This window comes from Chryseobacterium aahli, assembly GCF_022699665.1.
GTDB lineage: Bacteria > Bacteroidota > Bacteroidia > Flavobacteriales > Weeksellaceae > Chryseobacterium > Chryseobacterium aahli.
Window position 1 is genome coordinate 1 of record NZ_JALDNB010000002.1, and the last position, 21753, is coordinate 21753.

A 21753-nucleotide genomic window follows, 5' to 3' on the forward strand; every position below is an offset into this window, starting at 1 on the left:
ATTTTTTTTCGTCCCTTATCCCCCTTCCCACCCCCCTCTTTTCACTTTTGGGGGCCCCCCCCCCCCCCCCCCCAAAAATCTGAAAAGAGCTCAAACAGGCCGTTCAATCGGGGCTATGAATAAAAATAGAACTTACAGTCAATAATTCTCATGAAAAACCTTAGCATATTATTTTTAGTCTTTTTCAACTTATTGTATTCTCAAACTCCGGATGAAAATTTAGTTTCAGACTTAAATAAAACAAAATTACTATTCCTAAACAAAAGATTCGAAGCTTATGGTGATTTCGTTTATCCCAATGTTTTCAAAATATCTGGAGGAAGAGAGAAGGTAATCAATTTATCAAGATCTGCTGTCGAAAAAATGGAAGCTGAAGGGTACATATTTTTAGATATAAACTTTAAAAGCTTTTCGAAAATGATTAAAGTAAAAAATCAACTACAAACAAGTTTTACACAGACAATTTTGATGCAGACTCCAAAAGGAAAAATAGAAAGTGATTATACAATGATTGCAATTTCAATAAACGATGGTAAAAATTGGAAGTTTATTGACACTTCAGGAAATGATAAAGAAACAATGTTGAAGCTTTTTCCTGAGCTAAGCGATAAGATCATAGTTTTACCAAAGAGAGCCACAATGATCAACGAAATTGATTTAGACAAAAGATGCAGAGAATTTAATCAGCTAAAAATGTATACGATCTCAGACATCGGCAAAACAAAATCAATTATAACCGTTTCTGATAATGAGTTAAGGGAAGACTATTCGACAGGTAGTGTTATAATCAGTCACCTTGAACGTAATGAAAAAAAACCTTGTGAAATAAGTGCTACCATAACAAAAGTTATCGGCAATGATTCCAGCTTCAAAATTGGCTATAAAATGAAAATAAGCCTAATTAAGTTTGATAAAAATGAAATATACTATAGTGCTGAATTTAATAACGTTAAAAGTTCAGGTAAGTATTTTGTAACAGATAATCTCGTAAAATAAACCATATAATATCTCATAAATCTCCATTCTATAAAATTTGAAATAATACTTTTAAGATTTCCAAGGTTCTCGGAAAATTTGTTTCACCATTATCTGAAACTTCGAATTCACTTAAAAGTTTCAAAATATTACTGCATATTATTTCCCGAAAATGATTAATTTGGTATTTCATTTTAAATAATGACACCAAAAAATTAAAATAGAGAACAAAAATCTATGGACACACCAAATTACAGAATGCCCTTTGTGCCGTCAACGCTGATGTCTGAAGGTGGAAGTATAGACACCTGCGATATGGGTGAAAGTATTGCCCACAACATTATGCTCCTGATTACCACAAAAAAAGGTGAAAACAGATATGATGAAAATTATGGCAATGACGTTTGGAATCTGGAATTTGATAATGGAATTACATCAGCCGTATGGGAAAATGTTTTTATCAAAAGTCTTAAAAGGCAGATTCAGGAGTTTGAACCGAGAATCGTTCAGCCACAGGTCGACGCCCATGTAGAAGTCGTAGAGCACAACTATGACACCAAAGAACATACAGAAATCAAGAAAAAAGTAAGGATCGCCATCAATGCAAAAATGGAAGCTACCGGAGAACGCTTTAGTTTTTCCACAGAACTGTTCTTGAGTCCTATGTCAATCGATTAATCACCACCTTATCACAAATATGAATTTAGATCAGAATATTTATTCGAAAGAGTCTGTAAAAGCACGAATGTTGCAAAATGCTACCAAAGTCTGGGGATTGAAAAGTCCGCAGTCGCTGGATCCTTTTGTTAAACTTTTAATCGATGCTTTCAGTACGGAAGTTTTTAAAGCGAATAATGAAATTCAAACCGTTAATGCGAGAATTTTAGAAAAGCTTGCGAAACTTTTAACCCCATCTATATACACCCATCCGATTCCTGCGCACGCCGTTGCATATACGGCTCCTTTTGAATCTTCAGAGGTTTTGCTTGAGCATACTGAATTTTTCTTCAGAAAGCAGATGAATTCAACGGTAAAATCAGAATCAGATAAACAACTGAATATTCCTTTTACACCTATTGGGAGTGTAAAAACAAATAAGGCACAGACTGCCATTATGTTCGTTGGCAACACATGCTACAGCATTGATGATCGTTTAAATAAAATCCCAATTTCAAGGTTTCAGGGAAGACCGTCTGATTATAGGAAAGTAACGATTGGAATTAATGTTTCAAAATACACCAACGAAAAATTCCCAAGAGCTTTGGGATTGTATTGTTCAAATCCTGCATTTGAGCATTTAGATTTTGTGTATAAATTACTTCCTTACATCACCGTTTCAAGTAACGGGAATCCTCTATTTGTGAAGGAAGGTTTAACGTATCTTAAAAAAGAACAGGCAGAAGGTTATGAACAACTTTTTCATGAGCAATCTATTCAGACGAAAATCATTGAAGACATCAAAAGTATTTATCATCATAAATTCATTGAAGTAACCGGACTTTCAAGAGATTTATTTTCAGAAGCGGGAACATTGCCTCAGGATTTAGATTTTTTAAACGGAAGAGAAGAGATTCAGAAATATATTGACGGCAAAAACTTCTTGTGGCTGACTTTTGAATTTCCTCCGCAGTTTTCCGCTGAGATTTTAGATAATTTCACTTTTGTATTAAACGCTTTCCCCATTTACAATCGTGGCTGGAAAAAGACAGAGTACAGTTTAGATATCATGGGAAATAATATTCCTCTGATTACTGAGGAAGGTGAACATTTTCTGTACGTAGATGAAGTACAGGACGGGGAAGGAAGAAAGTATACCGAAATTCCTTTCACTCCTTCAGATGATCTGAAAAAAGGTCTGTATACTGTAAGAAAAGGTGGAATGGAAAGATTCAACAACAGAAATGCGGTGGATATGATTTCGAATGTTCTTGAGTTGACGAGAGATGAAATTGCAGCTTTTTCTTTATTAAATCGTGACAACGTCAAAGGAATGCTGAGCGAAATGTCTGACAAGATGAAGTCGATGGTGCAGAAAGTAAATAACGCCAAAAGAAGCATCAAGCAGGAGCTCAACTACGTGATTATGGAACCTGTTGAGAAAACCGATCATACTTATGCGTCATTTTGGATTACGCATTGTACTTTTGCCAACCATATGCGTCCTGGAACTGAACTTTCGAACCAATTAAAATCTCAGTCACTGATACTTCTTACCGAAACCATCGGTGGTGCGGAAGAGCAGAAAGGTTCAGACAGTATTCAGGCATACAAATATGCGTTAACGACCAGAGATAAAATTATTTCGCTTGAAGACGTTAAAAATTACGTGCGAATGGTTTTAAAAGATGAATTAAAAGATGTCCGTGTAAAAAGAGGAACCATGATCAGTAACAAACCAAAGGAAGGTTTCGTTCGAACGGTTGAAGTCGAGGTTATTCCACAAAATTATTCTTTCTACGGAAGAGTGTATTGGGAAAATATGGCGAATATTCTTAGAAATCAGATTATCTCAAAAGCCATCGACGGTATAGAATATCGGGTAATGATTACCAATGAGGATGTAGATTTTTTTGAAAATTAATCTTATTTAAATATAAAAAACAATTCCGAAAAGCTTTAAATACAACTAAAGCTTTTCGGAATTTTAATTTAAATAATCTGATCCATCAGAATAACCTCTCTTTTTTCCAGCAAAGGAATAATCTGCTGCACAACCAGATTCTGATAATGTTCTGAGTTTTTATGAAATTCTAAAGCTGATTCATTTTCATATCCTTCAAATAGGATCAATGTATTTTTATCGGCTTTGCTCTGATGAATTTTGTAAAATAAATTTCCTTCTTCTTCAGAACTTTTTTGGGCAGCCTTTTTCATAATTTCCAATACTGAATCCAGTTTTCTTTCTTTTACCTGCCATTGGGCATAAACGTAAATTGCTTGTTCGCTCATCTTTTTAGATTTTAAATTATGAATTTCTAGACTCTAAAATTGCTACTATTTTTTCACCTACACCTTTTGCAGAAGCGGGGTTTTGTCCGGTTACTAAATTTCCGTCAGCGATACTGTTTGCGAACCAGGCTTCCGCAGCATGGAAAACAGCACCTTGTTCAGTCAATGCAGTTTGTAAATCAAAAGGAACATCGGCTCTTGCGTAATTGTCTTCTTCTTCCGTTGTGAAAGAGGCGATATTTTTACCATTTACCAAATAAGTTCCGTCACTTAATTTTACATTGAGTAAAGAAACCGGACCGTGACAAACAGCTCCTACAATTGCATTTCTTTCATAAGCTCCAGCGATTACCTTCTTTAGTTCAGCATTTTCAGGCATATCGACCATCGGAGCCAAACCACCAGGAATGAAAACTGCATCGTAATTATTGACATCAACTTCTGAAAGTTTAGCAGCTTTGTGCATGTCTTCCCAACCTTTACCTGTGAGGAATTTTAAATTATCAGGATCGTCTGCTAAATTTAATGCGTCTAAAAATGGAGATTCACCCTTTAAACTCGCAAAATCAATTTGATAATCTGCTTTCTCAAATTCTGCATACGGATGTGCAACTTCTGATAAGAAAGTTCCGGTTCTTCTGTTGTTCGGTCCGATAGCGTTTGCATTGGATACGATTATTAATACTTTTGGTTTCATGACTTTAAAATTTTTTGTTAATAAATATTTAGTTTAACCGATTTGGAATTGTTTAAATTTCTATAGCAAATGTATGGTGGCGGCAAGGCGAAACAGAAGGAGAGAAGTCACAAAAAAGTGTGACCGAAATCACACTTAAACTTTTCAAATTCTTTAAAACTTTAAATAAACTATTTAGCATTTGAATAAAGCCTGCTCAATGTTTCCCTACTTACTCCAAGATATTCAGCAATATATTTTTTAGGAATCTGCAGGATGAGGTCAGGATATAATTTTGAAAATTCTTCATATCGTTTCTGAGGAGTGCTTGATAACAGAAGTCGTATTCTATCCTGCAAAGCAACATAGCCGTTGGTCAGTTTTATTCTGAAAAAATGCTCCATGGTATGAAATTCTGAAGCCAGCTTTTCTCTTCCTTCCAAAGTAAGACACAAAACTTCTCCGTCTGAAAGACATTCTACAAACATCGTCGATTTGTTTTGTTTAAAAAAACTGCTGTAATCAGTCATCCACCAATTTTTCTTAGCAAATTGTACAATGTGTTCTTTTCCGTTTTCGTCGAGATAATAGACTTTGTAAATTCCATCTAAGACCAGAAACTCAAATTGTACATCATCACCTTCATGAAGCAGAAACTGATTTTTACGGACGTTCTTAAGTGTGAAAAATGTTTTGATAGATTCAAATTCTTCATCGGTAATGCGACTTATTTCTTCGATATGCTGCCGTAATCTGTTCATGAATGTTGATTAATACACTGTAAATTTAGATAAAATTGATGAAGATAAAATATAATGATTCTTGATAGGCTTTCAGAAACTATAAAGGAAAAAAAGAGTTTAGTGTTGGTATCTATTGTTCGCTCGATAAATTTAAGCAATCAACGAAATAGAATATTGTGTAACAATTACTTATGAGGATGTAAACTTTTTTACAAAAAATATTTAAATAAGAATAAAGATTTGACTAAAGCTAAGAAATATATTTAAATTTTATAAAAATTATGTATTTAAAGAACTGTCACTAACTAAAAAGTTAATGACAGTCATGTTTTACAATAATTAATCTAATTATAAAATATGTAATTTTTTTCGGCTTTAAATTTCAAGTTGTTATGATGAGAATTATTAAGCTGTTCTGATATGTTATAATTTAATTCTGATTTCGCCAGTACTTGTTTTGTATAACTTACCAACGGCCAAACCTCCGGTAGCCGCAGCTGCATCATTAGCATATGTTGGAAGGGTACTAAAATTAAAATCTGCGGCAGAAACCGAAGCTCTCGTTACAGATTTTATAACACCTGTAGAAGTTGCAACTACAATCCTGTCTGCTGATGTTCCTGTGTAAGCAGTTGTATTGATATTTCGGATTCTCAGACCACCTCTGCCTGCAAATTGTGTACCTCCTAAGTCTAATAATTCAGTCGGTTTTGCATCATCTTCTTCACCACTTACGCCTATTGCAGTGTTACCATTTCTAAGCACAGTCATCGCATTATTGAAGGTGTAAGGTGGTGTATAAGAATTACCATTACCAATTTGAAATAAAGCATCATCCTGTATGGGTGTAGAAGTAAGTGATCCTGTTCGAATAGCATTTCTTTCTCCAATGGCAGTTGAAACAAATCCGGCTGCTAATGTTTGTCTTCCCATAGCTGTTGCTGCAATTCCTTGGGCAGTTGTATAGGCTCCTATTGCTACAGATTGATCTCCACTTGCAGTTGCAGTGTGTGTACTTAAGGCAAGCGAATATAATCCACTAGCCACTGCATTTAGACCTATAGCCATGCTGAATATATTACTGGATGTAGGATTCATGCCAAATGCAGATGAATAGTAACCAGTAGCTTTCGCATTTTGTCCTATGGCAACTGAATAATCTCCGGTAGCTTCTGATTGATTTCCTCCCATTGATAATGAATATGGGCCGCTAGCAATATTAAATGATCCAATTGCTTGAGCTCTTATACCACTTGCATTATTTCTCCAACCAAGTACAGTAGAGTTTTCTCCGGAAGCTCTGTTTTCTACGCCATAAGCTAAAGAATTTACACCAGGTATAGACGTTCCGCTAAGTTCATCAGCATGAGGTATACCTCCACGCATATTGCCTCTGACATCAAATTTTGCAAGCGGTTTTATTGCGGCAAAATCACCAACACCTACGTTACCATTTTGATAAATATTTTGGGTATTTATTGTGGCTGCGGTTGTTGTGTTTTCTAAATTCCAAGGGTTTGCAGCTGCAATAGAATCCCCCTTCATTTTTTGCCATATATTACCATCAAAATAAAAATAGCCGGATGTTGTTACATTAACAGTTTTTGTAGTTGTAGAACTTGAAAGCAAAGCCTCAGTTATGTAAACAATAGCGCCGGTCTGTTGAGTATCATAATTAGCATCTTTAGCTTTTAGTTCAGAACCTTTGAGTCTGGGAGCAATAAATCCATCGATTTTTGTAATGTCTGAGGGGGATGCCATTACATCTAACGTAGCTTTGGGAGTTTCGGTGTTAATACCTACTTGGGAAAAAGCAAATCCGGTAATGAGACTGCTGAAGAGAATAAATTGTTTTTTCATTTGTTTGTAAATTTTTAGAACTGTATTTTATTATCGTGTGTATTTTTTCATTTTAGCTGAGATTTATTATTTCCGTATGAATTGTTTTTTGTGACGTTTCAAAAGTAGCTTTGTTGAGTTAGTGCTACAAATATTTACTGGCTAGTATTCAGGAAAATGGGTGATTATAATTAAATTTCAAAATATTGATTTTCAGTATTTTATATTTTGTTTTATAATGTTTTTTGTTTTCGAAATTTGTTGTTTAAATATGTGCTTATTGTATGTTAATTATTTAATTTTTCTTCATTTAAAGCCTGAAGATAATGTGAAGGGGAAATATCTGTGATTTTTTTGAATGCAACCGCAAACTTACTCTGAGAAGAAAAACCTGCTTCATCGGCTAAACTTGCTATTTTATATTTTTGGTATTTAGAATCGCTTTTAAGTTTTTCAAGAATATATTTTATTCGTAATTCATTGATATAATTATTAAAATCTTTATGCTTAAAATTATTAATCACATAAGACAAATACTTAGTATTGGTATCACAGTAGGTGGCGAGATAGGGCAGTGATATAGAATTTCGAGTAAATAAAGTAGAATTTTCAAATTTTTCAAGTTTTGCAAGCAGCTTTTTCTCTGTTGCAGGGGTCATCATTGCAGGCTGCCCAAAATCTAAATTAGTGATGATTTCTTTATCTGTACTTTCTTGCTGAATATTTTCTTCTAAGCTGAAAACCTGATGAATGTGATTATCTTGTATTTGCTTTGTGTTTACTTTGATGTTTGTATGGTTTGCTTTATAATTCGAACTTTTAATAAAAATTAAAATAATATATACACAAAAAAGTGTAATAAGCAGAATTAATATAAGGCTGTTTCTGTGAGATTTTTTTTCTTCAATTTGGTATTTTTGTTGTGAATCAGAATATTCTTTGTCAATAAAAGCAGAAGTGTTATAAGATATTTTTTCTTTTGTAGAATCTTGTTTAATTTTTACTTCAGCCAGTTTTTCGATGTTTTTTGTAGCAAAATAGTACTGCTGAGAAGTATTGTAGATCTCATCTTTTAAGCTCAGATAGTTAGATTGTTCTGCAATACTTTCTGCTTTATCAAGGTATAATTTTGCTTTATCAAGATTTTTTGTTTCAATGTATACTTGTGCAATTCCACTAAAAATTAAACCCTTTAAATAATTATCTGACATTGGAGCTAAAGTAGATGCTGCTTTCTGATAAATACTTAGCGCTCTTTTATTGTCACCTAACTTGTAGTAGCAGATTCCTTCTAATTGGTAATTGTTAGCAACAAGCGTAGGCTCTCTGTTACCAATACTCTTAAAAAGATGATTTGATTGATTTACATAATATAAGGCTTTTTTATAATGGTTAAATTCTATTTCACAATAGGCTTTTTCCTGCATCACTAACCCCAGCATATTACTTGCAACAGATGCATTATTAATCTTTTTAATCACATACTCAGACTTATTGATATAGTCTTTAGCTTGGTTAAACAATCCCAGACTTCTATATTGAGATGATAAAAAGCCATAAATTTTTGATTGCCATAGATAATCATCAGAATTTCTAACGTACTCTTCAGCTTTTAATGCATATTCTAAAGATTTTCTATCATTACCGGATTGTTGTATAAGCGTTGCAGAAAGCATCAGGCTTTTAGCTTTAAATTTTGGGGTTTCTGAAATTTTATAAAGAGAATCTGCAATTTCTAAAGCTTTTTTAAAATCCTTTTGAGAGGTTTCCAAATAGGTTTTGCTGTATATTAGATTGTATTTCTCCGGGTCTTGTGCTTTTAGATTGTTTGTAATTATAAATATTACAAAATACAATAAGAGTGTCAATAGATTTTTAACCATATATCATTAGTTTTAATGCTTTTGCATTTTAATTTCAAATTTAGTGTTACCTGAATGTATTAATTGTGATTATATTTTAATATTTGTTAAAATGGAGGGGTTTGGTAGTGGAAACCATCTGAATAAAATCTGATTGATTTATGAGTAAAAATCCCACTATTAGAAGTCGTTAAACTTTTGATATATAAAATGATGAAAATGTATACTTTGAGATCTTGAATCATATCATTCAAAATCAGTAGAATGATATGATTGAATTTAGTATTGGATTATTATATAAAAGTTCAAATCCATTTCATTTTACCCCAATAAAAATACGGTTTTGGAAATAATTATAAAAGAAAGAGTTTGACGTATTCCTGAAAATGAATAGCTTAAATAATAGTTTTTGTGTTTTAATTTACTGAATATGAGATTTTTATGATATTTTACACAGTAATGGAGATTGATGCTGTTATTTTACACATTACGTTTATTTATTCTAGTTATATGAAATTGTTATTGATGAATTTAAAAAAAGCATTATAATGAAAATGCTAGTCTTTATTTTCCTGAAAATGATTGAAGTACCAAACTTTGTTATACTTCGATATTTGTAATTTTACCAAACTTAAGTATTCAAAATACAATTTTTTCTATACCAAAAATCACTAGTTTATATAAAGAGCTAGTGATTTTTTTAATCAAAATTTACATCTTGTTATGAAAATCAATAACAAAAATAACGTTAGAAATATCAGATTTCATCTTCTACTTCTTTTCATCATATTAATCATCATCGCAATTTTTATTTTAAGGGGACGTTTTCAGATTTTCACGATATGTATTGCAAATGCAATCTTATGTTTTATTATATTTTTTAATTATCGCGAATTTGAATATTCCGGAGAATGTATTTCTTTTAAAAAATATTCTGTTTTTAAGAGTGGTTACATACGTCCATTTGTAGAAATGCCTGTTACTCATTTTAAAGATTTTGAAATAAAAAGATGTATGTTCACATATTTTTTAATTATTACTTTTGATAATGGAATTTCAGTAAAGAAGAATCTCAGTTTATCGCTAAAATGGTATAATGACAAAAAGATTATTAGTATCACAAACGTTTTGGACTCATTAAAAGAGAACAGAAATAGTGAAAATTCTTGAAAATTTTTAAATAAATTAATTAAGATAAATGATAATGATACGGTAGGATATTAGATTTAAAACTCATGAAAATTATGTGGCATTCCAATTAAAATCGAGACAATTTTTAACTCAATAAATTCCATAAAATTCCGTATTTTTGCAAATCGTGATTTTCATGTAAGGTCACCCCAAATTATGAGTGAATCAAAAGAATATATAGAAGTTTACGGAGCCAGAGAACACAATCTTAAAAACATTGATGTCAAAATTCCGCGTAATGAACTGGTGGTAATCACCGGACTTTCCGGAAGCGGAAAATCATCATTGGCTTTTGATACGATTTTTGCCGAAGGTCAGCGTCGTTACATAGAAACTTTTTCTGCTTATGCACGTCAGTTTTTAGGCGGTTTGGAACGTCCCGATGTTGATAAAATTGAAGGATTGTCTCCCGTAATTGCGATTGAACAGAAAACGACCAACAAAAATCCCCGTTCTACAGTGGGAACGGTGACTGAGCTCTACGATTACCTTCGTTTATTGTTTGCGAGAGTTTCTGATGCCTATTCTCAAACGACAGGCAAGAAATTGGTTAGCTACACCGAAGATCAGATTCTTGATACAATTAAAGAAAACTACAAAGGCGAAAAGCTGATGTTGATGGCACCTGTTGTTCGTTCAAGAAAAGGTCATTATCACGAACTTTTTGTTCAGATGGCGAAGAAAGGATACGGACAGGCAAGAATCGATGGTGAATTGCAGGATATTGAGTATGATTTAAAACTCGACCGTTACAAAACCCACGATATCGACATCGTCATTGACCGTTGGATCATTGGTGAATCTGCCTCTGAAACGAGAATGGAGAAATCACTGAGAACCGCCATGGAAATGGGAGAAGGTGTAATCGGAATTCAAAAGCTGGGAAGTACCGAAATTGAATATTTTTCTAAAAATTTAATGGATGCCGAAACAGGTCATTCATTAGCTTTGCCGGAACCAAATACTTTTTCTTTCAACTCTCCGAAAGGAAGTTGCCCAAGTTGTAAAGGTTTAGGGACCATCAAGAAAATCAACACCGATTATTTTGTTGAAAATCCTAAATTATCCATTAATCAGGGAGGTTTGTTGCCTTTGGAAGATATTAAATCGAATAAATGGATTTTAGCACAGGTCAAAAATATACTTGAAATTTTCGGGTTAGGATTGACGACTCCATTTAAAGATATTCCTGCAGAAGCGTTGGATTATATGTACAACGGTTGTCACAAAGAATTTAATAAAGACCTGAAGTATGCAGGAATTGCCAAAAAAATAAAGATCAGTTTTGATGGTTTGATTCCTTTTATGGAAGAAATCATTGACGAAAAAGAGTCTTATGAAGGTGTTTTGCTCGAAAGACATTTTACAACCGAAGAAACCTGTCCTGAATGTAAAGGAGCACGTCTTCAGCCGGGAAGTTTAAGCTTTAAAATCGACGGAAAAAATATCGCTGAGATCAATGGTTTGAGTTTATCAGATCTGAAAGATTGGTTGAGAGATGTAAAAGATAAATTTTCGCCGAAACACGCAATTATCGCTCATGAAATTTTAAAGGAAATCGAAACCAGACTTCAGTTTTTACTAGATGTTGGTTTGGAATATTTAAGTCTGAGCAGAAGTTCAAAAACCCTATCCGGTGGAGAATCTCAGAGAATTCGTTTGGCAACGCAGATTGGTTCGCAGTTGGTAAATGTTCTGTATATTTTGGATGAACCAAGTATCGGTTTGCACCAAAGAGATAATGAAAGACTGATCAAGTCATTAAAAAATCTTCGTGATATCGGAAACTCGGTTTTGGTTGTAGAACATGATAAAGATATGATCATGGAAGCCGATGAGGTTTTGGATATTGGTCCAAGAGCCGGAAAATTCGGTGGAGAAATTCTTTGGCAGGGAAAACCTGCAGATTTACTGAAAGCAGATACCATCACTGCAGATTACATCAACGGAAAAAGAAAAATTGCCATTCCGGAAGTCAGAAGAGAAGGAAATGGTAAAAGTATCGTCTTAAAAGGTGCTACAGGAAACAATCTTAAAAATGTAACGCTTGATATTCCGTTAGGAAAATTGGTGGTTGTGACAGGAATTTCAGGAAGCGGAAAATCTTCTCTGATCAACGGAACTTTGTATCCGATTCTGAACAAACATTTTTACAGAGCCGTTCAGGAACCTTTGCCTTACAAGAAAATAGAAGGTCTAGATAATATTGATAAAATCGTAGATGTTGACCAGACTCCGATCGGAAGAACACCACGTTCAAATCCGGCAACGTACACCGGAATGTTCACCGATATCAGAAATTTATTTTCAGAATTGCCTGAAAGTAAAATCCGTGGTTACAAACCGGGAAGATTTTCTTTCAACGTAAAAGGCGGAAGATGCGAAACTTGTCAGGGAGGTGGTTTGAAAGTCATTGAAATGAACTTTTTACCAGACGTTTATGTGCATTGCGAAACCTGTAACGGAAAACGTTTCAACAGAGAAACTTTGGAAGTTCGTTACAAAGGAAAATCGATTTCCGATGTTTTGGATATGACGATTGATGAAGCGGTAGATTTCTTCCAGCCGATTCCTAAGATTTTTGCAAGAGTGAAAACTTTGCAAGATGTTGGTTTGGGTTATATCACAATGGGACAGCAATCGACAACACTTTCCGGTGGTGAAGCGCAACGTATCAAACTTGCAACAGAATTAGCAAAAAGACAAACAGGAAATACTTTATATATTCTTGACGAACCAACTACCGGACTTCATTTTGAAGACGTGAAAATTCTGATGGATGCCATTAATAAATTGGTGGAATTAGGAAATTCATTCATTATCATCGAACATAATATGGACGTGATTAAATTGGCAGATCATATTATTGACGTTGGTCCAGAAGGTGGAAAATACGGCGGTGAGATTATTGCCAAAGGAACTCCGGAAGAGATTATTAAATCAAAGAAGAGTTTGACAGGGAAGTATTTGAAGAAGGAGATGTGATAAATTTAATCTAAAAATTTAAACAGAATCTTTGTCATTCCGTAGGAATCTAAACTGTTACTTTAAAATTCACTGTCGAGATTCCTATGGAATGACAAACAGAATATGAAAAGGCTAAACTGATGATGTTTAGCCTTTTTTATGCACATAATTTAAACTCCAATGTTAACAATTCAATTATTTTAGAAATTTAAATAATTGAATTTCAGTATTTTATATTACAATGTTAACTCAATGTTAACTCAATGTGAAATTAGTATGAATATTTTTTTATATCTTTGGTTTAGAAATCAAAACAAGTTTAATATATAATTTAAAACCAAAGAGTTATGAAATCGCTATTTATAATTTTAGTGTAAAAAATTAAATTTTCTGGCGATAACATATGACCAATTAAAAACAATAAAAAAATATACATATGAAAAATAAAATCCAAATATTTGTTGCTTCACTTTTCGCATTAGGATTAACTGCAGTCGCAGGTAATGTAAAAGCTCAGACCACTTCAAGTAATACCATTCAGGAAGTTCAGTTGAATAAAAATGATGCATTCAATGAAATCAGAAGTCTGCTAATGGATCAGTTTGATTTTACAAACTCTGAGTATAAAGAAGGTATTGTAAAGTCTGAGGTGAAGTTTGATGTTGCTGAGAATGGAAAAATCGTGAATGTACGTTCAAAAGGTGATTGTAAAAATGTAAGTAAAGAAATTGAAAATGTTTTAAGCCATCTTCAGTATAAAATTGATTCAAGAAAGCTTAATGAAAACATGATTGCCTCATCTTATGTGATGCCGGTGACGGTTGATATTACCCACAGATAAATTGAAATAATTGATCAAACAAACTATATACAATTTCCCTAAACTGCTTGAAAAAGCAGTTTTTTTATTTCCTGTAATTGCATACATTTGATTTTAAATTTTCCATCCTGTGAATCCTATTCTTGATGTTGTTGTCCGCTCTCTCTGCGTTTTCCTTTTTATGGTGATCGCCATTCGTCTGTTTGGGAAAAACCAGCTTTCACAGCTCAATGCGGGAGATGTTGTTCTGTTGCTTTTAATTTCAAATGCTGTACAGAATGCGATGGTGGGCAATAATACTTCACTGGAAGGCGGAATTATAGCTGCCCTAGTTTTGTTTGCTGCAAATTTTATATTAAAAAGACTCATGTTTTCCAATCGTACATTTGCGAGTTTTATGGAAGCTGATCCTGTGATTTTAGTAAAAGACGGAGTTGTAGACCACGTTGCATTGCGAAAGGTAAAAATTAGTTTTGACGAGTTGAACGAATCCATCAGAGAACACGGAATAGAAAAGATAGAGAATGTAAAACTTTCGATTCTGGAAGTCGATGGAAATATCAGTGTAATTTCTGAGGATGAAAAAGATAAGCAAACGCATTATTCGAGAATTAAGAGAAAAAATAAAAGAAAATATCATTAAAAAATGAACTACGAAATAAGAGAAATGCTCCCAAAAGACGAAACCCGTGTGATGGAAATTTTTCAGCAGGGGATAGATGGCGGAATTGCCACTTTCGATACCGAACTTCCGAATGTTGAGGTCTGGAATACAAGTTTTATTAACGACTGCCGCTGGGTTTTGGAAAATGAAAAGAGTGAGGTGATTGGTTGGTCTGCTTTGAAGCCTGTAAGTAAAAGAGAATGTTTTAAAGGGGTCGCTGAGGTAAGTATTTATTTTGACCATAATTATGTCGGGAAAGGTTTAGGGTCACTTTTATTAAGAAAGCTAATTGTCGACAGTGAAAACCACGGATTCTGGACTTTGCAGTCTAATATTTTTCCAGAAAATGAAGCGTCTATCAAATTTCATTTAAAAAATGGTTTCAGAACGGTTGGTGTCCGTGAGAAAGTAGGAAAGCTTCATGGCGAATGGAAAGATTTGGTGATGCTTGAAAGAAGAAGTGAGATTGTACTTTAAATCTTATTAATTTTTTTGGGAATTGGGCGAGTAGTCTTTTGGCATTTTGATTGTATCATTCAGATTATTAATTTAAAATAATTTGATTATGAATTTTCTTAAAAATACAGTCGCAATGCTAATCTTAGCGGGATTTTTTTCATCATGTGTTCCACATCCAAGTCAAAGACCAATGCCGCCGGGACACGATAAAAAAGTAGAAAAACTGAAAGAAGCTCATCCAAGAAACAGAAATAGATAAGGTTCTACACATATGATTTTAGAAATTATTTCGTTATACGATTATAATTTTTCTCAATTTTTGGCATTATCATTGTATTTTTTGAGAAGTTAACTTGAAATTTTTATCATTATGAAGTTGTTATCTAAAGTAATTGGTGTGTTCTTAGTTATTTTTGCAGTTGCATTTTATCAGGCAGAACCTACCCAAAAACGCCATCATCCTCACTCGTACAAACATCATCATCGTGGACATCACAAGATGAAGTACAAAAGAGTAGCGTATCATAAGGCTCCAAGGCATCATTATAAGAAACACTATTACAGACCTGCGAGACCTTACAGGCATTATACTCACAAGAGATACAGACAACCCCGTGTTTATCATAGCAGACCGGTTGTTGTAGTTAATTTATAAAAATAGGCTGTCTCAGAAATGGGACAGCCTATTTATTTTATCAGATTGAAAAGATTTTGTCTAAAATATAAATTAGATCTTCTTTTTCTTAGGATTTAAAAAAGTATTAAAGATCATTACTTCCTGTCCGAACTTTTTTTCGATTCTTTCAGAGATGTTTAATAATTCACTTTCCATAAACTCAGTTCTTTTTTCTTCATCATCAAAAATTAAAAGAAGATTATAGTTTTTGCCGTCTTCAATGAAGTCGCTGTGTACCTCAGAGAGGATATATTTTTCGACATCCAAAAGATTTTCCGTCATCAGAACCAAGGTGTCATCCACGTAATTTTCCCATTCTTCGATATTGTCTTTTGTGCAATGGAAAGTAATGCTCAATACGCTCATATTTTTAAGAATTTTTAAGATTATTTGAATAAATAGTTCGGCAAAAATCGGTAAAATTTTCGTAAATTAGCCCGTTATTAAATATTCAAAATAAATAGTTTTCAGGTTGTTTTTTAAACATCTGATTATCATTACAATAAAAGTTATATATGCAAAGAGAAGGAGAAAGATTGATTCCTATCAACATCGTTGATGAAATGAAGTCATCTTATATTGATTATTCAATGTCCGTTATTGTTTCAAGAGCTTTACCGGATGTAAGAGATGGCTTGAAACCTGTTCATAGAAGAGTACTTTATGGTATGTATGGTTTGAACGTTTTTTCAAATAGAAAACACTTAAAATCTGCAAGAATTGTAGGGGATGTTTTAGGTAAATATCACCCACACGGAGATTCTTCTGTATACGATGCTATGGTAAGAATGGCTCAGACATGGAGTTTGCGTTATCCACAAGTAGATGGGCAGGGTAACTTTGGGTCAATGGATGGTGATCCGCCTGCAGCCATGCGTTACACCGAGGCAAGATTAAAGAAAATTTCAGACGAAATTTTATCTGACCTTGACAAGGAAACGGTTGACTTTCAAAACAACTTTGATGATAGCTTGACGGAGCCAAGCGTGATGCCTACAAAAATCCCAAATCTTTTGGTAAATGGTACTTCTGGTATCGCAGTAGGTATGGCGACCAATATGGCACCTCACAATTTAACTGAAGCGGTAGATGCAATTACAGCATACATCGATAACAGAGAAATTACTATTGACGAATTGATGCAGCACATCGTTGCTCCAGATTTTCCTACAGGAGGAATTATCTACGGTTATGACGGGGTAAGAGATGCTTTCCATACCGGAAGAGGAAGAGTCGTTCTGAGAGCAAAAGTAAGCTTTGAGGAAGTTCACAACAGAAATGCAATTATTGTAACTGAGATTCCTTATCAGGTTAACAAAGCTGAAATGATTGCGAGAACTGCTGAGTTGGTGAAGGATGAGAAAATTCCGGGTATCTACGAAATCAGAGACGAATCAGACAGAAACGGGATGCGTATTGTTTATGAATTAAAAAACGATGCGATTCCTAATGTTGTCCTTAACTTATTATATAAATATACTTCGCTTCAGACTTCTTTCAGTGTTAATAATATTGCATTGGTACACGGAAGACCGGAGCAATTGAATTTAAAGGATATCATCCATCATTTTGTTGAGCACAGACACGTTATCATCGTAAGAAGAACGGAGTATGAGCTTAGAAAAGCAAAAGAAAGAGCGCACATTCTTGAAGGTTTCATGAAGGTGATCGGAACTCAGGATTCTTTAGATAAAGCGATTGCAATTATTCGTCACAGTGCCAATCCACAGGCAGCGAAAGAAGGAATTATTCAGGAATTTGATTTGTCTGAACTTCAGGCTCAGGCGATTCTAGACCTTCGTTTGGCTCGTTTGACAGGAATGGAGCTTGACAAAATCCGTGATGAGTATGAAGCAATTATGAAAGAAATTAATAATTTGGAAGATATTTTGGCTAATGAACCAAGAAGATTCCAGATCATTAAAGATGAATTAGTTGAAATTAAAGAAAAATACGGTGACGAAAGAAGAACAGAAATCGATTATTCTGGCGGTGAAATGTCTATTGAAGATATTATCCCGAATGAAGCGGTAGTTCTTACGATTTCTCACGCAGGATACGTGAAGAGAACGTTGCTTTCAGAATACAAAATTCAGAGCAGAGGTGGTGTAGGAAATAAAGCAGCGACGACGAGAGATTCAGATTTCTTAGAATACATCGTATCTGCAACCAATCACCAATACATGTTGTTCTTTACAGAAAAAGGTAAGTGTTATTGGTTAAGAGTATTTGAAATTCCTGAAGGTTCTAAAACTGCAAAAGGAAGAGCGGTACAAAACTTGATCAACATTGAGCCAGATGATAAGATTAAAGCATACATCAGAACCAATAACTTAAAAGATTCTGAATATGTAAATCAAATGAGCGTATTAATGGTCACCAAAAATGGTACAATTAAGAAAACCTCTCTTGAAGCATATTCTAGACCAAGAGTAAATGGTGTAAATGCAATTGAAATTAGAGAGAATGACATGTTGTTGGGTGCATACCTTACAAATGGTACATCTGAAATCATGATTGCTACTAAAAATGGTAAATGTATCCGTTTCCCTGAAGCGAAAGTTAGAGAAGTGGGTAGAGGATCTATTGGAGTTCGTGGTATCAGCATGGAAGATAATGATGAGGCAATCGGTATGATTGTGGTGAATGACATCGAAAATGACACAGTGCTTGTAGTATCTGAAAAAGGATACGGAAAGAGAACTGCTGTTGAAGATTACAGAATTACCAACAGAGGTGGAAAAGGTGTTATCACGCTTAATATCACTGAAAAAACAGGTAATCTTATTGCAATTCAGAATGTAACAGATGACGATGGATTGATGATTATCAATAAATCTGGTGTTGCGATCAGAATGAATATGAATGAGATGCGTGTGATGGGTAGAAATACTCAGGGTGTGAAAATGATCAATCTGAAAAAGAATGACGAAATTGCAGCTATCGCCAAAGTAGAAATGGATAAAGACGTTGTTGAAGAAGAGGAACTTTTAGAAGGCGAAGAAGGAATAGTTCTTCCTACAGAAGAAGGTAACGCTCCGGAAATAGAAAATAATTTAGAAAACGAAAGCTCAGAAGATACAACTGAAGATACCGCTTCTGAAGAATAATTAAAATAAAAATAAAATTGTTATTATTATGAAAAAGCTAATTTTAGGTATAGCTATCATTTCATCAGCATTTGTTTTCGGACAGAAAGATGCAAAGGATGTAAATGCGCAATTACAAGCTTCTAATAAAGCAGCAATGGATGCTTACCAGGCGAAAAACTATGCCATTGCAGCTCCAAAGTTTTTAGAAGTTTACAACTTAATGAAGACAAGTGGTCAAGACGATAAAATCTATATGTATTACGCAGGATTAAGCTATGCTCTTGCAAATAATGTAGATGAATCGATTAAAATTTATACTGATTTAATTAATTCAGGATATACAGGCGTTACAACCCAGTACACTGCAAAACAAAATAAGTCTGGCGACGTTGAAACGTATGATAAAAATACTTGGGAGTTATTGAAGAAGTCATCTTCAAAAGACTATTCAGATTTTAAAACTGAACAGACTAAAAGTGTAGAGCCAGATTTGTATGAAACTTTATCAACCCTACTTTTAAATGCTAAAAAGAATGATGAAGCTTTAGCTTTAATTGAAAAAGGTTTGGCTAAATTTCCGAATAATGCTAAATTGAAAGAATATCAAGGTTCTGCATTGTATGCTACTGGAAACACAGATAAATTCTTAACAAATCTGAAAGAACAATTAGCCAAAAATCCTAATGATGCTACCAATTGGTATAATTTAGGAGTTTTGCAGGCGAAAACTCCTGCGACTGAAGCTGATGCAATTGCTTCATTTCAAAAAGCAATTGAACTTGCGGGAACTAACGCGGCATTGCTTAACAATTCATATCAGAATTTAGTATATACATCACTTGGTGATGATGCAAAGGCGGTTGAAAGCATTAATGCGTTGAGAAAGTCAGATCCGGATAAGGCTACAACATTAATTGAGGCAAGAAAGGAAAGATTCAACAAAGCCTTGCCTTATGCTGAAAAATGGCATCAGACAAATCCAGAAAATATGGATGCCATTACTACTTTGAGAGAAATCTATGTTATTACAAAAAATCAGGCAAAAGCTACTGAAATGAAAGCTAAAGAAGCTGCACTTAAGGCTAAACAGCCAAAATAATATTCATTAGTTTGAATTCATATAAAACCGAAGCATTTTGTTTCGGTTTTTTTTTATGTGTATTTCAGTTTTGATTTCTTAAAGATGATCAATCAGTTTAGTTTAAATGTTGCATCATTATCTTTAAAAATCAATCTGAAATCTCTCTCTAATTCCGTATATTTGAGAAAAATTTTTACAGAATGATCGAGTGGAAAACCGTAAAGGAATACGAAGATATTACTTATAAAAAATGCAACGGTGTGGCAAGAATCGCCTTCAACAGACCGGAAATCCGTAATGCTTTCAGACCCAAAACAACTTCAGAATTGTATGATGCATTTTATGATGCGTCAGAAGATCCTTCTATTGGTGTAGTGTTGCTTTCAGGAGAAGGGCCAAGTTCTAAAGACGGAGTTTGGGCGTTCTGCAGTGGAGGAGATCAAAAAGCTAGAGGTCAGCAGGGTTATGTTGGGGAAGACGGAAGACACCGTTTGAATATTCTTGAAGTGCAGCGTTTGATCCGTTTTATGCCAAAAGCTGTGATTGCAGTAGTTCCGGGTTGGGCTGTTGGTGGTGGTCACTCGCTTCATGTGGTTTGTGATCTTACTTTAGCGAGTAAAGAACACGCTATTTTTAAACAAACTGATGCCGATGTAACGAGTTTCGACGGTGGTTACGGATCAGCTTATCTGGCTAAAATGGTCGGACAGAAAAAAGCTCGTGAGATTTTCTTTTTAGGAAGAAATTATTCTGCTCAGGAAGCTTTTGATATGGGAATGGTGAATGCCGTAATTCCTCATGACGAATTGGAAGATACTGCCTACGAATGGGCTCAGGAAATTTTAGCTAAATCTCCAACTTCCATCAGAATGCTGAAATTTGCAATGAACCTTACCGACGACGGAATGGTTGGGCAACAGGTTTTCGCAGGCGAAGCAACCCGATTGGCGTACATGACAGAAGAAGCAAAAGAAGGTAGAAATGCCTTCCTGGAAAAGAGAAAACCGGATTTCGGAAAAGATCAGTGGATTTCTTAAATAATAATATGCTCATATTGAAAAAAGGATTTGAATTTCTCGAACAAATAGAGAAAAACAACGACCGTGTTTGGTTTTCTGAGCACAAATCAGAATATGATTCAATTATAAAGGAAAATAAATTTTTTTTTAATCAAATTTATTCTCAGCTTGAAGAATATGATAGTTTAGGAAAGATTCATATTTTCAGAATTTATAAAGATGTACGCTTTTCCAAAGACAAAACGCCTTATAAAACCAATTTTGGTGCAGGAATATCTCGGAAAAAACCAATGCTTAGAGGTGGTTATTATATTCATTTAGAGCCAAATAACAGTTTTGTTGGAGGTGGTTTTTGGAGTCCAAACTCGGAAGATTTGCTTAGAATTCGAAAGGAGTTTGAAACCAGTGATACTGAAATCAGAAAAATTATGTCAGATAAAATTTTTGTAGAATACTTCGGCGAATTACAGGGTGAAGAAGGTGCGAAAATTGCTCCGAAAGGTTTTGATAAAAATCATCCCGCTATTAATCTGATCAAGAAAAAACAATTTGTTGTCATGAGAAGATTTTCTGATCAAGAGGTTTTTTCTGACAATTTTCAAAAAGAAGTCATTGCCACTTTTCTAGCAATGCGTCCTTTTTTTGATTACATGAGCGAGGTTCTTACAACAGATTTAAATGGTGCATCTTTAATTTAATTAAAGATGCACTGTTAGAAAAACTGAGCTTCAATATTTAAA

At 34.0% G+C, this 21753-nt stretch carries 19 protein-coding genes; 13 read left to right on the forward strand and 6 right to left on the reverse strand.

The window, feature by feature from the left end; all coding sequences use genetic code 11:
• Positions 1–150: 150 nt before the first annotated feature.
• The 3 genes from MQX03_RS02250 to MQX03_RS02260 all read left to right on the forward strand — a co-directional run bounded on the left by MQX03_RS02250 (position 151) and on the right by MQX03_RS02260 (position 3556).
• A complete protein-coding gene (locus MQX03_RS02250; protein ID WP_242801145.1) occupies positions 151–996 on the forward strand; it encodes a hypothetical protein in 846 nt (281 codons plus the stop codon).
• 216 nt (positions 997–1212) lie between these two features.
• Entirely contained in the window at positions 1213–1653 is a 441-nt protein-coding gene (locus tag MQX03_RS02255; RefSeq protein WP_242801147.1) for a GPW/gp25 family protein, read from the forward strand.
• 19 nt (positions 1654–1672) lie between these two features.
• Positions 1673–3556, forward strand: coding sequence for a type VI secretion system baseplate subunit TssF (locus tag MQX03_RS02260; RefSeq protein ID WP_242801149.1), 1884 nt, complete (start codon positions 1673–1675; stop codon positions 3554–3556).
• 68 nt (positions 3557–3624) lie between these two features.
• On the opposite strand, the gene MQX03_RS02265 is transcribed toward MQX03_RS02260, so the two are convergent.
• The 5 genes from MQX03_RS02265 to MQX03_RS02285 all read right to left on the reverse strand — a co-directional run bounded on the left by MQX03_RS02265 (position 3625) and on the right by MQX03_RS02285 (position 9065).
• Entirely contained in the window at positions 3625–3924 is a 300-nt protein-coding gene (locus tag MQX03_RS02265; protein ID WP_242801151.1) for a putative quinol monooxygenase, read from the reverse strand.
• A 16-nt stretch (positions 3925–3940) separates the two neighbouring features.
• Positions 3941–4621: a type 1 glutamine amidotransferase domain-containing protein gene (locus MQX03_RS02270; protein WP_242801153.1), complete on the reverse strand. Its 681-nt coding sequence runs from the start codon at positions 4619–4621 to the stop codon at positions 3941–3943.
• A 170-nt stretch (positions 4622–4791) separates the two neighbouring features.
• Complete coding sequence (locus MQX03_RS02275; protein ID WP_242801155.1) at positions 4792–5361, reverse strand: Crp/Fnr family transcriptional regulator; 570 nt, start codon at positions 5359–5361, stop codon at positions 4792–4794.
• Positions 5362–5766: 405 nt separating this feature from the next.
• Positions 5767–7203, reverse strand: a complete 1437-nt coding sequence (locus MQX03_RS02280; RefSeq protein WP_242801157.1) for a hypothetical protein — start codon at positions 7201–7203, stop codon at positions 5767–5769.
• Between the two features lie 266 nt (positions 7204–7469).
• Positions 7470–9065, reverse strand: a complete 1596-nt coding sequence (locus MQX03_RS02285) for a helix-turn-helix domain-containing protein (protein ID WP_242801159.1) — start codon at positions 9063–9065, stop codon at positions 7470–7472.
• Positions 9066–10391: 1326 nt separating this feature from the next.
• Between MQX03_RS02285 and uvrA the strand changes: the two genes are divergently transcribed.
• From uvrA to MQX03_RS02315, 6 genes are all read left to right on the forward strand, one after another.
• The gene (gene uvrA, locus MQX03_RS02290) at positions 10392–13220 is read left to right on the forward strand and encodes an excinuclease ABC subunit UvrA (RefSeq protein ID WP_242801161.1); all 2829 of its coding nucleotides are present in this window, start codon (positions 10392–10394) and stop codon (positions 13218–13220) included.
• Between the two features lie 418 nt (positions 13221–13638).
• Complete coding sequence (locus tag MQX03_RS02295; RefSeq protein ID WP_242801162.1) at positions 13639–14043, forward strand: hypothetical protein; 405 nt, start codon at positions 13639–13641, stop codon at positions 14041–14043.
• 109 nt (positions 14044–14152) lie between these two features.
• Positions 14153–14665 carry a DUF421 domain-containing protein gene (locus MQX03_RS02300; protein WP_242801164.1) on the forward strand — a complete coding sequence of 171 codons (513 nt, stop codon included), beginning with the start codon at positions 14153–14155 and terminating at the stop codon, positions 14663–14665.
• A 3-nt stretch (positions 14666–14668) separates the two neighbouring features.
• Entirely contained in the window at positions 14669–15163 is a 495-nt protein-coding gene (locus MQX03_RS02305; RefSeq protein WP_242801166.1) for a GNAT family N-acetyltransferase, read from the forward strand.
• Positions 15164–15251: 88 nt separating this feature from the next.
• A complete protein-coding gene (locus tag MQX03_RS02310; RefSeq protein ID WP_242801168.1) occupies positions 15252–15404 on the forward strand; it encodes a hypothetical protein in 153 nt (50 codons plus the stop codon).
• Between the two features lie 111 nt (positions 15405–15515).
• Entirely contained in the window at positions 15516–15800 is a 285-nt protein-coding gene (locus MQX03_RS02315) for a hypothetical protein (RefSeq protein WP_242801170.1), read from the forward strand.
• Between the two features lie 72 nt (positions 15801–15872).
• Here MQX03_RS02315 and MQX03_RS02320 read toward each other — a convergent pair whose 3' ends face one another.
• Positions 15873–16187, reverse strand: a complete 315-nt coding sequence (locus tag MQX03_RS02320; protein WP_047444144.1) for a DUF4286 family protein — start codon at positions 16185–16187, stop codon at positions 15873–15875.
• A 149-nt stretch (positions 16188–16336) separates the two neighbouring features.
• Between MQX03_RS02320 and gyrA the strand changes: the two genes are divergently transcribed.
• The 4 genes from gyrA (at position 16337) to MQX03_RS02340 (ending at position 21711) form a co-directional block, all read left to right on the forward strand.
• Positions 16337–18931, forward strand: coding sequence for a DNA gyrase subunit A (gene gyrA / locus MQX03_RS02325; RefSeq protein WP_242801172.1), 2595 nt, complete (start codon positions 16337–16339; stop codon positions 18929–18931).
• Between the two features lie 28 nt (positions 18932–18959).
• Entirely contained in the window at positions 18960–20012 is a 1053-nt protein-coding gene (locus MQX03_RS02330) for a tetratricopeptide repeat protein (RefSeq protein WP_242801174.1), read from the forward strand.
• Positions 20013–20194: 182 nt separating this feature from the next.
• A complete protein-coding gene (locus MQX03_RS02335) occupies positions 20195–21031 on the forward strand; it encodes a 1,4-dihydroxy-2-naphthoyl-CoA synthase (protein ID WP_034676149.1) in 837 nt (278 codons plus the stop codon).
• Between the two features lie 8 nt (positions 21032–21039).
• On the forward strand, positions 21040–21711 hold the full coding sequence (locus tag MQX03_RS02340; protein ID WP_242801176.1) for a DUF2461 domain-containing protein: 672 nt from the start codon (positions 21040–21042) through the stop codon (positions 21709–21711).
• Positions 21712–21753 lie beyond the last annotated feature (42 nt).

Coding starts and splice junctions, on each gene's coding strand:
- MQX03_RS02265 (WP_242801151.1), bottom strand. CDS start 3,924: ATGAGCGAACAAGCAATTTACGTTTATGCCCAATGGCAGGTAAAAGAA.
- MQX03_RS02270 (WP_242801153.1), bottom strand. CDS start 4,621: ATGAAACCAAAAGTATTAATAATCGTATCCAATGCAAACGCTATCGGA.
- MQX03_RS02315 (WP_242801170.1), top strand. CDS start 15,516: ATGAAGTTGTTATCTAAAGTAATTGGTGTGTTCTTAGTTATTTTTGCA.
- MQX03_RS02330 (WP_242801174.1), top strand. CDS start 18,960: ATGAAAAAGCTAATTTTAGGTATAGCTATCATTTCATCAGCATTTGTT.
- uvrA (WP_242801161.1), top strand. CDS start 10,392: ATGAGTGAATCAAAAGAATATATAGAAGTTTACGGAGCCAGAGAACAC.
- gyrA (WP_242801172.1), top strand. CDS start 16,337: ATGCAAAGAGAAGGAGAAAGATTGATTCCTATCAACATCGTTGATGAA.
- MQX03_RS02310 (WP_242801168.1), top strand. CDS start 15,252: ATGAATTTTCTTAAAAATACAGTCGCAATGCTAATCTTAGCGGGATTT.
- MQX03_RS02275 (WP_242801155.1), bottom strand. CDS start 5,361: ATGAACAGATTACGGCAGCATATCGAAGAAATAAGTCGCATTACCGAT.
- MQX03_RS02295 (WP_242801162.1), top strand. CDS start 13,639: ATGAAAAATAAAATCCAAATATTTGTTGCTTCACTTTTCGCATTAGGA.
- MQX03_RS02305 (WP_242801166.1), top strand. CDS start 14,669: ATGAACTACGAAATAAGAGAAATGCTCCCAAAAGACGAAACCCGTGTG.
- MQX03_RS02255 (WP_242801147.1), top strand. CDS start 1,213: ATGGACACACCAAATTACAGAATGCCCTTTGTGCCGTCAACGCTGATG.
- MQX03_RS02280 (WP_242801157.1), bottom strand. CDS start 7,203: ATGAAAAAACAATTTATTCTCTTCAGCAGTCTCATTACCGGATTTGCT.
- MQX03_RS02285 (WP_242801159.1), bottom strand. CDS start 9,065: ATGGTTAAAAATCTATTGACACTCTTATTGTATTTTGTAATATTTATA.
- MQX03_RS02340 (WP_242801176.1), top strand. CDS start 21,040: ATGCTCATATTGAAAAAAGGATTTGAATTTCTCGAACAAATAGAGAAA.
- MQX03_RS02260 (WP_242801149.1), top strand. CDS start 1,673: ATGAATTTAGATCAGAATATTTATTCGAAAGAGTCTGTAAAAGCACGA.
- MQX03_RS02335 (WP_034676149.1), top strand. CDS start 20,195: ATGATCGAGTGGAAAACCGTAAAGGAATACGAAGATATTACTTATAAA.
- MQX03_RS02250 (WP_242801145.1), top strand. CDS start 151: ATGAAAAACCTTAGCATATTATTTTTAGTCTTTTTCAACTTATTGTAT.
- MQX03_RS02320 (WP_047444144.1), bottom strand. CDS start 16,187: ATGAGCGTATTGAGCATTACTTTCCATTGCACAAAAGACAATATCGAA.